This is a genomic window from Proteiniphilum propionicum, from assembly GCF_022267555.1.
Taxonomy (GTDB): Bacteria; Bacteroidota; Bacteroidia; order Bacteroidales; family Dysgonomonadaceae; genus Proteiniphilum; species Proteiniphilum propionicum.
Map to the genome: position 1 here is coordinate 3,461,665 of NZ_CP073586.1, position 14,648 is coordinate 3,476,312.

General features: G+C 42.0%; 10 protein-coding genes. 2 read left to right on the forward strand and 8 right to left on the reverse strand.

Going from position 1 to position 14,648, the window contains the following annotated elements; translation table 11 throughout:
- Positions 1-192: 192 nt before the first annotated feature.
- Both KDN43_RS14335 and KDN43_RS14340 read right to left on the reverse strand, forming a co-directional pair.
- Positions 193-2,166, reverse strand: coding sequence for a PspC domain-containing protein (locus tag KDN43_RS14335; RefSeq protein WP_238867198.1), 1,974 nt, complete (start codon positions 2,164-2,166; stop codon positions 193-195).
- 9 nt (positions 2,167-2,175) lie between these two features.
- The gene (locus KDN43_RS14340; RefSeq protein WP_238867200.1) at positions 2,176-2,547 is read right to left on the reverse strand and encodes a PadR family transcriptional regulator; all 372 of its coding nucleotides are present in this window, start codon (positions 2,545-2,547) and stop codon (positions 2,176-2,178) included.
- Between the two features lie 391 nt (positions 2,548-2,938).
- Here KDN43_RS14340 and coaBC point away from each other — a divergent pair, with 391 nt between their 5' ends.
- Positions 2,939-4,156 (forward strand): bifunctional phosphopantothenoylcysteine decarboxylase/phosphopantothenate--cysteine ligase CoaBC, encoded by a 1,218-nt coding sequence (gene coaBC, locus KDN43_RS14345; protein WP_238867202.1) that lies wholly within the window; start codon positions 2,939-2,941, stop codon positions 4,154-4,156.
- A 1-nt stretch (position 4,157) separates the two neighbouring features.
- Positions 4,158-5,852: a M23 family metallopeptidase gene (locus KDN43_RS14350; protein WP_238867204.1), complete on the forward strand. Its 1,695-nt coding sequence runs from the start codon at positions 4,158-4,160 to the stop codon at positions 5,850-5,852.
- A gap of 93 nt (positions 5,853-5,945) precedes the next feature.
- On the opposite strand, the gene pncB is transcribed toward KDN43_RS14350, so the two are convergent.
- The 6 genes from pncB to KDN43_RS14380 all read right to left on the reverse strand — a co-directional run bounded on the left by pncB (position 5,946) and on the right by KDN43_RS14380 (position 14,136).
- Positions 5,946-7,118, reverse strand: a complete 1,173-nt coding sequence (gene pncB / locus KDN43_RS14355) for a nicotinate phosphoribosyltransferase (protein WP_238867205.1) — start codon at positions 7,116-7,118, stop codon at positions 5,946-5,948.
- A 280-nt stretch (positions 7,119-7,398) separates the two neighbouring features.
- On the reverse strand, positions 7,399-7,692 hold the full coding sequence (locus tag KDN43_RS14360; protein WP_238867206.1) for a PG0541 family transporter-associated protein: 294 nt from the start codon (positions 7,690-7,692) through the stop codon (positions 7,399-7,401).
- A 44-nt stretch (positions 7,693-7,736) separates the two neighbouring features.
- On the reverse strand, positions 7,737-10,865 hold the full coding sequence (locus KDN43_RS14365) for an efflux RND transporter permease subunit (protein WP_238867207.1): 3,129 nt from the start codon (positions 10,863-10,865) through the stop codon (positions 7,737-7,739).
- A 125-nt stretch (positions 10,866-10,990) separates the two neighbouring features.
- On the reverse strand, positions 10,991-12,013 hold the full coding sequence (locus tag KDN43_RS14370) for an efflux RND transporter periplasmic adaptor subunit (protein ID WP_238867208.1): 1,023 nt from the start codon (positions 12,011-12,013) through the stop codon (positions 10,991-10,993).
- A gap of 39 nt (positions 12,014-12,052) precedes the next feature.
- Entirely contained in the window at positions 12,053-13,504 is a 1,452-nt protein-coding gene (locus KDN43_RS14375; RefSeq protein WP_238867209.1) for a TolC family protein, read from the reverse strand.
- Positions 13,505-13,515: 11 nt separating this feature from the next.
- Positions 13,516-14,136 carry a TetR/AcrR family transcriptional regulator gene (locus KDN43_RS14380; RefSeq protein ID WP_238867210.1) on the reverse strand — a complete coding sequence of 207 codons (621 nt, stop codon included), beginning with the start codon at positions 14,134-14,136 and terminating at the stop codon, positions 13,516-13,518.
- Positions 14,137-14,648 lie beyond the last annotated feature (512 nt).

A 14,648-nucleotide genomic window follows, 5' to 3' on the forward strand; every position in this document is an offset into this window, starting at 1 on the left:
TTTATAGCATTTTAATTATTTTCTTACTGCGGATTGGTTCCGTGTAAGTTCAGCCTTAGCTAATATAACATATAGAAAATGTTTATTGTGCAAAAATAAACATTATTTTGATAATTACACACTAAAAAGGGCCGCCATATGGGGCAGCCCTAAAGAACGACAATGAAAAGTTATGTAAAATAAAAATTACTACTAAACCGTATCTCTTTTTTCTATGTTCTCAAATTCTTGTCCCGAGGTTTCGGCTTCAACGGGAAAATATGTACGGGAAAAGGTTCTGACTCTTTTCCTTACAACTGAGGGTGTTTGATTATTTTTGTACTCCCTCAGTGCATCGCTAACTTCAACTTTTTTTCCTGCCGGGACAAATATTTCAATGGTTATACTCTGATCCCTGAAGCCCTGATTTACCGGTACTGCCAGAAATTCAGGCAGGAACAGTACGGAGTCTTTCTGGACAATGTTATAGGTAAACTGCTCAATATCGGCTTTTGCACTGCGAAGATTTCTGCCTCTTGAAGCTGCAATCGTCCTTATGTGAAATAGTGAATCTGAACTTTTCCCTATCTGCAGATTGATTTTTCTGAAAAGTAGTGAATCTTCGTTAACTGTGGTATATGGTAGCTCATCGATCTCTGAACCTAATCCAAAACCGTATCCTAATTTAAACTCGGAAAAATCCTCTCTGTAGGTCTCCATTTCAACATAGAGCTTACCTGAATTAACCGGCGATAGTGCTACTATCTCTTCGCGGGAACTTTCAACGTTGAATTTTTTTGCAACACTTGTAGCAAGTACGCCCATTATCGCAAGACCGGCAAACCACAGGACAGTTGCAACAACACCTATTATAGGCCGTGATTTTACTTTCATCACTCGACGAATAACCCAAATTATTACAGAAATGAGGGGCACAAGAGTTATCATAGCTATTGATGTGAAAAGCAGATTAGTCTCGTACCCGGGATCAATAAAGAGTGATTTCAACGGCATAAATTGCGATCCGGCAAAAAGTAGTCCGAAAAATAGTACCACCAGCATGAGCGCGAAGATCCCCACGAAAGAGAAAAAGATGATTTTCAGAAATATAACCAAAACGTTCAGACATCCCGATCTATCCGGTTGTGGATATTGTGCGGTCCTTGAATTAGGACGGGGAGGTTCGGGTGGCATATTCTCCGAAGAGGGTTTTTGGTCATTATCTATTTTTAAACCCGAAGAAGCAAATCCAGTATTTGCATCATAGCGGCCCGTATCTGTACGGCTTTTTGCACTCGCCACATTATCAGTCACTTTATCTCTTATGGATTGGATATAGTCGTCCTCTCCCATCATCTCAAGTTTCTGCTTCACGGTCTTTGCTTCGGGAATAATTATCCACAACACCACGTACAAAAGTACAACTCCCAGATTAATATTCCAGTTGAAGCCTATATTATGAAAAAAGGTGCTCAAAGGAAAAATTGATACCATTCCAACCACATTCAACATAATGGGCAGCAAGAAAAGAAGACGTGGTATCCATGACTCTATTTTGAAGTATGCACCTATACCTCCGCAAACACCACTTAAATATCGATCGTTGGGATTTCGATAAAGACGTTTGGTAACATTAGATTCGAGGGGTTTAGATTTTAGCACGATCCACAAAACGATATAAACCCAAAAAAGAACACCGAAAAACAATACGAAGAGAATTCGAATCCATGCAGGGTCAGTCTTGAAATAATGCGCCAGGCCACTGCAGACACCACCAATAATCTGATCATTAGCATTTCTGTTGAGTGAGCGGGATTCACCTGATGTTACCTGTTCGGATAAGTTTGCTCCGTTATCGGAACATACACCTGTTGTTGATGAAGATTCTCCGGCACCACGTTCTCTCTGAGAAGATTCATAATAATCTGAATCGAAATCCTTAGGTCTGCCGATACTGCTGATGATAACTTCCACATCTTCATCAGTGATGCAGTTGATACCGTGCTTTAAACGGTTACCGAAAAGTTCAGCGATACGGCATTCAATATCGTTAACAATCTCATCACCACCCTCCTCTCGTGAAAAGTACTCTTTGAGACTGTCGATATACTGTTTCAATATTTCGTAAGCAGTCTCTTCAATGGCAATTACCTGTCCTTGAAAATTAATGTTGATTACCTTCTTCATATATTGATGTTATTCTGATGGATTTTGATCCGGTTGATTATTATACATTTCGTCAGTCTTTCGCGTTAAGCATTCTACCCCGCCGGCAAGTTCATTCCAGGTGGTTTGTAAAAGTGTATAGAATATTTCCCCTTTTCCGGTAAGCTGAAAGTATTTACGTGGCGGGCCCGAAGTGCTTTCAACCCATCTGTATGTAAGTATCTCAGCATTCTTCAGTCGATTAAGCAAAGGATAGAGTGTCCCCTCCAGAAGTTGCAACCCGGCACTTTTCATCTCATCAATGATATCACCCGGATAAGCCTCTCCTCTCTTTATAATGGAAAGAATACAGTATTCCAGTACCCCCTTTCGCATTTGACTCTGCGTATTTTCAATATTCATATTCTTTTTATTTTCACTTTTACAATTTTCTTATACAATATTCTATTCAACTGTTTTTATATGGATACTGTTATTTTGCGCTTTATAAACTCTGTATTAATTACCTAATGTGTAATTTACTCTATTGGAACTATTAAAAACCATAAACAATAGTCTTTCGATACAAAATTACTCAAAGCAAAGTATTATGCAATACAAAGTACCATATATATTTATATATTTAGCGTTATTTAACATTGCGGAAATATTGAGATCGTTGAATGAGTTAAACTGAATTTTCTAATTTAACGATATTTTGTTGGCAGCAGCTGTGAAAGTTGAACAGTTTCTATCGTTTCATTGGCGGGGTTCAGAAAATTCGGCTATATTTGCAACGGTTAAATCAACAGTTATGTCGCTGAGGGGAAAACATATTGTTTTGGGAATTACAGGCAGCATCGCGGCCTACAAATCGGCAATTATCACCCGGTTATTGATAAAAAAGGGCGCAGAAGTGCAGATCGTTATCACTCCTTCCGGAAAAGAATTCATTACACCGGTAACACTGTCTGCCCTGTCAGGCAAACCGGTAATAAGTGAGTTTTTTGCCACGGGTGACGGCACCTGGCATAGCCATGTGGATCTGGGTTTGTGGGCCGATCTGATGGTCGTTGCTCCAGCCACGGCATCCACCATCGGCAAGATGGCAAACGGCATTGCCGACAATATGCTTATCACCACCTACCTATCCATGAGAGCTCCTGTATTTGTTGCACCGGCTATGGATCTCGATATGTACAGGCACATAACAACCCAGCGTAATCTGGAAATACTGAAGAGTGACGGGGTGCGGATTATTGAGCCTGCCGAGGGAGAGCTGGCCAGTCATCTCGAAGGCAAAGGGCGGATGGAAGAGCCTGAAAATATTGTAGCTATTCTGGAACAGTTTTTCGCATTACGGAACAATCTTCACAAAAAAAAGGTTCTGATTACTGCAGGCCCCACCTATGAGCGCATCGACCCGGTTCGTTTTATCGGTAATTTCTCATCAGGGAAGATGGGTTTTGCACTGGCTGAAGAGTGTGCTTTACGCGGTGCTGAGGTCTTGCTGATAACCGGTCCAACAGCACAATTAGTTTCTCATCATGGTATACGGAGAATAGACGTTGAATCGGCAAAAGATATGTATGATGCCACCATGAAGCATTTCCCTCAAATGGATGCTGCCATTCTCTCTGCTGCTGTGGCCGATTACCGTCCTGAACAGAAACAGGATGAAAAGATAAAACGGAATGAGCTGGAGAGTATTACCCTCACCCTGACAGCCAATCCCGATATTGCCGCATCGTTGGGAGAAATGAAAAAGACACACCAGCTGATCATCGGTTTTGCATTGGAGACCAACGATGAGGAGGCTAATGCCATTAAAAAGCTAGAGAAGAAAAACCTTGATTTCATCGTGCTCAATTCACTGCAGGACAAAGGTGCCGGATTTGGGCATGACACAAACAAGGTAACGATACTTTCCCGTGACGGAGGAAAAAGATCGTTCGATTTAAAATCAAAAAAAGAGGTTGCAAAAGATATTATTGATACGGTGTTCATCTCTTTTTCGAACAAAACAACGTAAGATGAAACAATTTTGCTTTTTATTATCATATCTCTTTTTTTTTGCTACTTCACTTCTATCCTTTTCACAGCAATACATAAATCCATTAAATATACCCCCTGCGCTGAGTGGCAACTTCGGCGAACTAAGAGGCAATCATTTTCATTCCGGAGTGGATTTCAAAACACAAGGTGTGACGGGGAAACCAGTTTTAGCAGTCGAAGATGGATATATATCCCGCATAAGTGTTTCACCTGGAGGCTATGGATTGGCACTCTATGTTGATCATCCGGCAACAGGCCATACCAGCGTTTATGCCCATTTGAAAAGCTTTTCAAAAAAAATTGCCGACTGGGTTATTATTAAGCAATATGAACAGGAGAGCTTTCAAGTAAACCTTCACCCTGAGAAGGGAATGATGCCTGTAAAGCGGGGTGAGCAGATCGCATTGAGCGGTAATACTGGGAGTTCGGGAGGGCCACATCTCCATCTCGAAATCCGGGATACCCACACACAGGAGCCGCTGGATGTACTGGAATACATAGGGCAGGTACCCGACACACAAAAGCCCGACCTGAGGGGAATTGCCATATATCCGGTTGCAGGCAAGGGAATTGTCAACGGAAGCGGTAATACTCTGAGAATGAATATTGGTAAGGACAAAGCTGGCAATCCGTCAAGTCCGGGAAAAACTGTGAATGCATGGGGACGTATAGGTACAGGTGTAAAGGCATATGACCGGATGAATGGCCAGTCAAATATATATGGCGTGAAATATATTCGTCTGTTCGTAGACGACAAACAGATATTCAGCAGCACCATAGGACGTTATTCTTTTAATGACACACGCATGCTGAACTCCTTCATCGACTTTGAGGATTGGAAGAACCGTCGTTCATTTTTTATGAATTCATTTATTGAGCCCGGCAACAGGCTTCCGTTTTATGAATCAGCAAACAGAGGATATATAGATATTGACGAGGAGAGAGCCTATCGGTTCAGATACGAGCTGGAAGACCTTTATGGAAATATGCTTTCATACTCTTTCACTGTAAACGGTCAACGGCAGGAGATACCTGAAGAACCCGGCTGCTCAAAATGGATGGCATGGAACCTGCATAACTCGTTTTTAGATTTGGGATTTTCACTGTCAATACCTACAGGGAATTTATATGATAATTTCTGTTATTCCCACTTCATCACAAAAAAACCTACCTACTATTCAGATGTGCACCATGTAAATAATAATCCCGTTCCACTACATAAAAGCGGAACAATCTGGATTAAACTGCATACAGATACGCTGCAAAACCGCAACCAGTACGGTATAGTAAAAATAAGCGACAACGGTAACGAAAGCTGGATAGGAGGCAGTTACAAACGCGGTGGAGTGGAAGCTTCAATTAGGGAGCTGGGTGACAGGTATGCAGTAAGCTCTGACACGGTAGCTCCTGTTATCACACCACTGGAACCTGCCGGGTGGGTAAGCCAGAAAAAAATACGCATAAGGCTCAGCGACGATAAAAGCGGGATAGCTTATTTCAGGGGAGAGATAAACGGGAAGTACGTACTTTTTACACACGATTCAAAATCACCGGTCTATACCTACATTTTTGACGATTCACGGCTAATAAAAGGAGAGAAACAGATATTGGTATTCAGGGCAACGGATAGAGCAGGAAACAGCAGCGAATACAGTTACTCATTCCACTATTAATAAATCATCTCCATGCCGGCAGGAATGAGGCATCATTTTCACACACTATATGGGCATTCACTTTACTTAATATGAATTACTAATTGCATTTTCTTAAAGGCCCAGCGTCTCCTTCACCAGGGTTATCTCACGTTCACTTCCTGTATGCTTTCCTTCCACATCAGACAGCTTAACGCACTCCTGCCACTCCTCCCTGGCAATCATCTTGCATCTGAAAAGCTTCATTACAATATTCATCCCTTTTATATCATTTCCCACATCATTAGTCAGATTGGTACCAATGCCAAAAGTGGCACCAATGCGGTCGCCACAATAGTCCTTGATGCGGATAGCCTTCTCTACGTCAAGGCTATCTGAAAAGACCAGGTATTTCATTTTGGGATTTACACGAAGCTCTTCGTACCGTTTGATAACTTTATCGATAAAAATAAACGGATCGCCGCTATCATGCCTCAAGCTGGTAAAAAGTGCCGCATGCTTCTTGCTGAAATTACGCAAGAACACACCGGTAGTATAAGTATCGGTAAGTACGGTTCCCAGATCGCCATCAAACACGTTGATCCAATCCTCCATAGACATGTAATTTGCCATCTTGTAACCGTAGATAGAACCGTGGAACTGCACCCACTCATGCGGGTGGGTGCCCGATACGTTCAGTTTGTGTTTGAACGCCATATAAACATTACTAGTTCCATACAAGCTCTTTCCGGCATGAATCTTCAGAAGCTCCGTCACTCTGTCCTCTACATCAAAGCTAAATCTTCGCCTCATCCCGAAGAGAGAAAATGTGATACCGTGCTCTTTCATCTTCAAAGCTTTTTCTATTGCTGACGCCTCCATATATTCCAGATCGGGGTGCTGCCCTGTCTCCCGGAAAAAGAGTTCGGAGATTGTAGCCAAAACCGGCGTTTCCCACATAGTAACCCTATAAAGTAAACCGCTAGCTTTGACATGCAGCTTGTTGCCATCCATCCATATATCCACTTCCGACGGATCAAAACGGAATCCTTTCAGGAAGTCAATATAAATTGGTGGCAGATATGGCATCTGCTTTCTAATAAAAACTTCTTCGTCATTTGTCAACACCAGAGCTGACATCTCCTCCAGCTCCTTTCGCAGTAGCTGATCAAATCCCTGTGGATAATCTCCGTTGCTTCTGTCCACAAATTCAAATTCACCATAAGCGCGTGGAAAGAGTTTTGAATATGCATAACTGGTAGTAAATTTATAAAGATCCGTATCGAGGATACTTCTGATGATTCCCATTTCAATTATTGTTTAATTAGTTATATTAATGCTTCGTTAAAACTTCATTTATAATACTGACAGTCAATAATTTATTGGTCGACTTGCAGCTAAAAAAAACTCCACGGGGGGGGCTTATATATAAACTGTAAAACATTTATAAACCGATTCGGTTCACAGAAAATCAAACGGTTGATGATAGTCAGTTCTTATCAGGTTATTTGCTGCAATTAGTTATTTGCTACAATTAGTACTTTGCAGCCTCCGTGTTCCGCTGTGCCATATATTTTTAGGCTTATAACTATATCATATCTTCCACGTTCCATACGAAGGCACGCAACCCCAGGTTTGCGGACTCTTCATCCTGTTTTTTCAGATAATTCAACAACAGGTGAACTCTATCATCATCTACAATGGTAAGGATAGCATTATTCACCGAAGGCCAAGCATGTGATCCATAATGCGGGTATCCATCTTTACTTCCTTTTCCGTAAACCTCTTTCCATGAAGTAAACCCACGAATATTCAATGAGCTCAGGTCGTTCACAATCTTTTCATAGTGCGCCTGGTCTAAAATTATCATTACAGCTTTCATACAATTAAAATTATTTATTCCTTTCAATTTGACACTACTTTCCCTTAAACATTATCAGTCAGAATATCGCGATGTTTCTTACGCTTTCTGCGCACGCCGTAACCGGCCATGATGGAATAGAGTGCCGGAATGAGAACAAGGGTAATAATTGTAGAAAATGTCATACCCCCAATGATGGAGATACCCAATGATTTCCACATCTCTGACCCCTGTCCTGTCCCTACCGCTAACGGTATCATTCCCAGTATTGTTGTAAGGGTAGTCATCAATACGGGACGAAGCCTCGAACGTCCTCCGTGCACCACAGCAGTGATAATAGTCATACCTCTTTCGCGGTTCAGATTGATGTAATCAATAAGCACGATGGCATTCTTCACCACCATTCCCACAAGCATGATCAACCCCACGAATCCCATTATACCAAGCGGCTCGCGGGTAATAGAAAGCATCAGGATAGATCCGGTAAAGGCAAATGGGACTGTAAGAATAATCATAAAAGGATAAGTAAGCGATTCAAACTGTGATGCAAGCACGATATATACCAACAGTGAAACTATCAACAGCAGCAAAGTCAATTCAGAAAATGCCTCCTGCTGGTCTTCTAACGAGCCGCCCATCTCCAGCTGCACACCTGTAGGCGGATCTACTTCTGCCAATATTTTATTTACATCTGCAACCACCTCACTCAAAGCACGCCCGTAGATTGTTCCGGTAACAGACACAATACGTTCCCTGTCCTGCCGGTCTATCTGAGGGAGTGTGGAAGTCTCCACAACCTTTCCCAGGTCACGTACACGAACACCTGCTCCCATAGGGTTGTAGATAAGAATATTTTCGATATCTTCAATCGACTGCCTGTATTGTTCTTCGAACCTGACACGAATATTATACTCCTCTCCCTCTTCGCGGTAGCGTGACATGGTGAGCCCGTTGATCCTGTTTCTTACCGCATTGGCTGCAGTGGTCATATTCAACCCGTTAAGAGCAAGCTTTTCACGATCGAACTGAATCTGGTACTCCATCCGGTAATCTTTCCTGGATACAACGATATCTCTAAGCCCCTTCACTTTTTCCAATTCAGAACGCAAACCTGCCGCTATCTTATCGGTTGCAGCCAGGTCGTAGCCATAAACATTTACTGCTATATTGCTTCCACCTGTCATGCCCATATCGCCACCTCCCGGCATTACCTGAAAACGATATAGTTCAGGCATGTCAGCAAGGTCTGCACGAATCTCATCAGATATATCATAAATATTTTTCTTTCTGTTTTTTGCTTCTGTCAGCCTCATTCTATAAGTTATTATATTTGAAGCGTTGTCCTGCATCGCTGCCCATGCGTTATCCTCATCAGCTGCACCCACACTGAAAGAGATGATCTCAATTTCAGGATATTTCTCCTTCATCACTTGTGCGATGCGGTGTCCAGTTTCTCGTGCGACTTCCATACGAGTCCCTGTAGGCATCTCCACGGTTATGGCAATGGAGTTATTGTCCGATGCCGGCATAAACTCTGTCTTCAGTGTAACAGCGCTAATTACCACGCTCACAATAAAAATCATCAGCACGAAAAATAACGCAAGTCTTCTCTTTCTTGCTACCTTGTTTACCAAGCGTGAATAACCGTGATCGAGCTTGTTCAGAAGTGGAAGGATATTCTTATTGTACCACCTGTCGAATCGGTTGACTTTCATATCCTTTTCGCCTCTCATCATCTTTGCACTCATCATCGGCGTCAACGTAAGGGCTATGATCAATGATAGCGAGATGATAATAGTTACCATCCATCCCAGCTGTTTAAACATAACACCGGCAAAACCGCCAACCATGGTCATGGGAAGAAACACCGCGATAATGGTCAGCGTGGATGCAATAACGGAAAGCGACACCTCTTCCGTACCGTAAACGGCAGCCTGTCTTGGACGACTTCCACGTTCAATATGTGTGGTGATATTCTCCAGCACCACAATAGCATCGTCAACCACCATTCCTATAGTGATGGAGAGTGCCGATAGCGATATAATATTTATTGTGTTTCCAGTAAGACGGAGGTAAATAAACGATCCTATGAGAGAGATAGGTATCGTTACCATGATAATTACGGTTGCACGCCATCTGCCAAGAAATAATAGCACAATGATCCCGACAATTATCAGTGCCAGAATAATTGTTTCTAACAAGCTTTCAATAGATACCTTTATATACTCCGATGTGTCCATTACCGTTTCTATCCTGATATCGGGAGGCAGGTTTTCTTGCAGTTCAGGCAGTCGCGTCCTTACGGCATCGGCAATGGCTACGGTGTTGGCACCAGACTGTTTCTGTACAACTATGCTGGCGCTTCGTTGACCGTTCGTGTAATTCTCCTGCACTCGTGTCTCAACAGTATCTTTCACGGTAGCCACATCACGCAGGTAGATGGAACGCCCCTGATTGTTACCCACAACAATATTGTTCAGGTCGCGGCTTTCTTTGAACTCACCCTCAAGACGCAGCATATAAGTCTGCGAACCTATATCGAAATTGCCTGCCGGGACATTCACATTCTCGGTAGCAATCACCTGGGCTATCTGCTCAAGCGAGATATTGTATGCCTCCAGTTTATCGGGTATCACATTCACCTGAATCTCTCTCTGTGGTGCTCCGGCCACAGATACCGTACCCACTCCGGTAATACGGTTGAGAGGATTTGCAACCTGCTCATCGAGTATTTTATACAATGCACCAGCACTCTCTTGCGCCGTTGCAGAGAGAATGACAACAGGTATCATATCGGAGCTGAACTTAAGGATCATCGGATCTTCCGTTCCATCAGGAAGAAATCCCGACACTATATCCACTTTATCCCTGACATCATTCATCACGGCATCCATGTCGGTGCCAAAATCGAACTCAAGCATAATCATAGACATTCCGTCTCTCGATTGTGATGTGATCTCTTTCAATTTTTCGGTTGTGTTAAGCACATCTTCAAGGGGACGGGTTACGTTAGCCTCAACATCCTCTGCTCCTGCACCCGCATAAGAGGTGATGACCGATACGATATTCAGGTCGATATTGGGATAAAGGTCGATGGGAAGCTGTCTGTAAAACAATATCCCGATCAAAACCACTCCGATAAATATTAATGATGTTCCCACGGGATTTTTCACCGAGGTTTCATATATCTTCATATAACAAATCTATTATATCATTTTTAAGTTTATAGGAACCCGGTCAACCTCACTTCTTAACTTCAGCATTAAAGGTACTACTTATACTCCGGGTTTGAAAAATTCTCCTTATTGTTTAATCTCTATCACTGCACTACCTGCACATCCGTACCATCAATCAATCCGGTATTTCCATGTACAATTACCCTGTCACCTGCTTTTAGTCCCGACAAAATTTCATATTTCCCGCCAACACGCACACCCAGCTCAACCAGCGTATAAACGGCTTTACCATCTCTCTCCACAAAAACATAACGATCGTTAGATCCAACCTGCTTCAATACTGCCATATCTGACAGAAGCGGGCTGTCATTAGTGCCAAAATTTATTTTCACGCGTGAAAACATACCAGGACGCAGGCGGTGGTCGCCGTTTGGGACGGAAATTTCTACCGCAAAGGTGTGTGAAACAGGATCGAGCGTAGGATGAATCAGAGATATAACCCCCTTGAATATTTCATTACCGAGTGCATCTGCCTGTACCTCAACCGGCATCCCCTTTAACACCTTGCTATAGTATGATTCTGATACATTTACCTTTACTTTAACAGGATTTATATTTTCGATAGTTAGAATTGGTAGCTGCATCACCACATCACCCGGATCGTAATTACGGGCTGTTACCAAACCGCTTACAGGACTGATTAGTGTGGTATTCTCAGCCAGATTGCTCAGGGCATACTCAGCAACATCAAGCTGCGTTTTAGCCTGGTCAAGCTGCTGTTTGGAAATTCCGCCCACTTCATAGAGCTCTTTATAGCGTTCGTAGTCTCTTTTTAATGTTGCCACCTGTGTCTGCTGCTGTGATAAATTAGCTCCGTCCATGGCCACAACTGCCTGTCCGCTGCGCACATTAGCCCCCACATCAACATAGATTCTTCGAATACGCCCACCCATAGCGGGTGCAATATTGTTTACCTGGTTAGCCTCAACCGTAGCGGTAAAGGTGGACACCTGTTCTACCGGCACCAACACCACCTCCTCAACACGCACCTTTTCAACCTGCTGAGAATCGCTTTCAGCTGTGCCGGACTTGTCTTTTACGCCGCACGAAGCAAGTAATGCTGCAGCCAGTAAAGGAGTAAACTGTAATAACTCTTTCAGTTTCATAAGATTTATTTAATTTTTTTCTATTTTTTTCTATCTGATTCAATTTGCATCCACAGGGGTAATATCGTAGCCAAGCACTTTCTCTAGATCTGCTTTAGCTGCCAGATAATCATATATCGCGTTCCTGTATTGCAGTTCAGCATTAAGCACAGCAAGAGCAGCAGCATTTACATCCACTATTGTCCCCATCCCGGTTTCATACCGTTTCAGGGTTATCTCATGTCCCTTGCGTGCCTGGCCAACTGATGATTGTGTTGCCATTACCTGCTCAATATTCTTATTAATAAGGTCGTAGCTATTCTTTATGGAAAGCTTCAATCCTCTTTCAATATCTTTTCGTTGCTCACTCAATTGCCAAAGCTGGATTTTCGACTGTTTCACATTATGATAACGTTGCCCCCCGTTAAAGATAGGTATCTGCAATGTAACACCCAGCATGGAATAGGGATCCCAGCGATATTCTCTAAACCTGAAGTCGTTGTTCTGGCTCATATAGGTCCAGTTAAACGAGGTAACAAGGGTAGGAGAAAACTGAAGCTTCTGCATCTCATAAGCGTTATGTGCCTGCTCAGCCTGCAGATCGAACTGCTTTATATCGCTGTTGTTGGTTAGTGAAGTATCAGCAGGTATAATTGCATTAAACATAGTCTGCTCATATTCATCAAGCGTGCCAATCACTTTAAGCGGCATTTCTCCATCAACACCCATCAGCATCTTTAACTGAAGCTCGGCTATCTTCATCATATTTTCCGACTGAAGGATACCGGGTATAAGACTCTTAAGCCTTACATCTGCCGTAATCACATCATATTCGGCCACAATCCCCTGGTTATATCTGTTACGGATATTTTCCAGATTAACGGAGTCTGTTTCATATGTTTTTTTGAACACGCTATAACTATCCTGTGCAAGCATCAGGCTAAAGAAGGCCTTCTTTACCTGATTCACCAGATCTATGCGGGAGGCACGCGCCTTTTCCATTGCCAGTCTAATATCCACTTCGCTCATCTGTATATTTTTCCAAAGTGAAGGTACCACAACTGGAAGGCTCACATTCAAACCTGCCGACCATACATTAAAACGCCCCATCTGAAATCCTTTTCCCGATGTTTCCGGATCGGGCATCATCACCTTGCTCAGCACCTTCAGTATCTCCAGCTCCTCTGGTGTATACTGGGTTGGGTCGATACTACCGCCACCAAGGCCAAAACCTTCATCAAAATAGACTGTCTGTCTTTTAATGGCACGCTGATACTGCCCGATAACATCAAGCTGAGGGAGAAGAGCCCCGTATGCCGATTTTTGGGCATACTGTTTCTTGGTAATCTCCATATCGGCAACCTTTACCGTAGGGTTCTCACTCAAAGCTATTTCCAGGGCTCTATTCAAGTCGATCAGCAAGCTGTCCGGCTCTTGAGCTGATGCCGTTAATATGCCTGTAAGGCCTATTATCAGCACAGCGAAACGCGTTAATATTTGTGGTCTGTTCATATCTTTCTTAATTATAATATTCTATTTTTAGCTTTCTGCTGTTCTAAATACGCATCAATAATTTTTATTCCTTTTTCGGTAGAGATACCGCGTACAAAGTTTATCATCATTGTATAAAAAAGTTCTGAAAAAGTAAAGGGGGGTTTATCAAGCGAAGTAGCACGAATGTAAATATGTGTACTCTGTTCCACCAGAAAAGCTGCTGCATCAACGTTTAAATCTTCCCTTATATATCCCTGCTCAATACCTTTTTTGAGAAAATTACTCAAAAATGTCTTGTTTTTATTAACATCATCCTGAAGATAATTGTTAGCTTCAGGATAATACTTATATATATCCTCGAAAAACTTCACATTGCAAATGGGTGTGGATTGCTGTATCTCAATAACTTTCACAAATATTTCCACAACATTGTTGTTATCTGATATAAGCGAGGTGAAAATTTTTTTTCGTTCATCCCTGAGCCTGACAAGCAGTGACAACAAAATTTCCTCTTTATCCTTAAAATTCTTGTAAATAGTTCTTTTTGAGATACCCAATGAAGAGGCCAGCTCATCCATTGATACACTTTTTATACCATACTGGAAGAACAGATCTCCGGCTTTGACAATAATTCTTTCTTTAATTCCCATTTAGTTGCAATTGAAAAACTCACAAAGGTAAAACGTAAAACTAATAACATCAAATTAGTTTTCTTAGTTTTAACATACTTTAGATTAAGATTATGTTACATATTTCAAAACTTCGGTAATTATTTTTTAAAACACCTGACAATCAGCAAAAAAGTACTACATGATTTTGGATAGATCTGTTTTGTTGTTAATTAATCGATTACATTGCATTTCGATACTTTCTACCTGACTGTCGATATTTCAGAACAGAATGAAAATCATGGAACATAAAGTGTGTCGTTAATCATGAACAGTTATATTTTCCCTACAAATGAATCTATTTATCCTTTAAATGAACACCGTTTTTTCCTCATCCTGAAAAAATAGTTATCTTTGAAATCGAATTCAAAAATGAGTCTGCTCCTAAAACCCCAAAACCCGATTTCAGGAGGTCGCAACTCGCTGGAAATCAATGGCACTTTTTGTGGAATTTTCAGCAAAAAAGACTTATCGGAGGGGACTCAAAAATTAAA

What these genes read in the sequence shown, in the direction of transcription:
- KDN43_RS14335 (WP_238867198.1), bottom strand. Translation starts at nt 2,166, where the DNA reads ATGAAGAAGGTAATCAACATTAATTTTCAAGGACAGGTAATTGCCATT.
- KDN43_RS14340 (WP_238867200.1), bottom strand. Translation starts at nt 2,547, where the DNA reads ATGAATATTGAAAATACGCAGAGTCAAATGCGAAAGGGGGTACTGGAA.
- coaBC (WP_238867202.1), top strand. Translation starts at nt 2,939, where the DNA reads ATGTCGCTGAGGGGAAAACATATTGTTTTGGGAATTACAGGCAGCATC.
- KDN43_RS14350 (WP_238867204.1), top strand. Translation starts at nt 4,158, where the DNA reads ATGAAACAATTTTGCTTTTTATTATCATATCTCTTTTTTTTTGCTACT.
- pncB (WP_238867205.1), bottom strand. Translation starts at nt 7,118, where the DNA reads ATGGGAATCATCAGAAGTATCCTCGATACGGATCTTTATAAATTTACT.
- KDN43_RS14360 (WP_238867206.1), bottom strand. Translation starts at nt 7,692, where the DNA reads ATGAAAGCTGTAATGATAATTTTAGACCAGGCGCACTATGAAAAGATT.
- KDN43_RS14365 (WP_238867207.1), bottom strand. Translation starts at nt 10,865, where the DNA reads ATGAAGATATATGAAACCTCGGTGAAAAATCCCGTGGGAACATCATTA.
- KDN43_RS14370 (WP_238867208.1), bottom strand. Translation starts at nt 12,013, where the DNA reads ATGAAACTGAAAGAGTTATTACAGTTTACTCCTTTACTGGCTGCAGCA.
- KDN43_RS14375 (WP_238867209.1), bottom strand. Translation starts at nt 13,504, where the DNA reads ATGAACAGACCACAAATATTAACGCGTTTCGCTGTGCTGATAATAGGC.
- KDN43_RS14380 (WP_238867210.1), bottom strand. Translation starts at nt 14,136, where the DNA reads ATGGGAATTAAAGAAAGAATTATTGTCAAAGCCGGAGATCTGTTCTTC.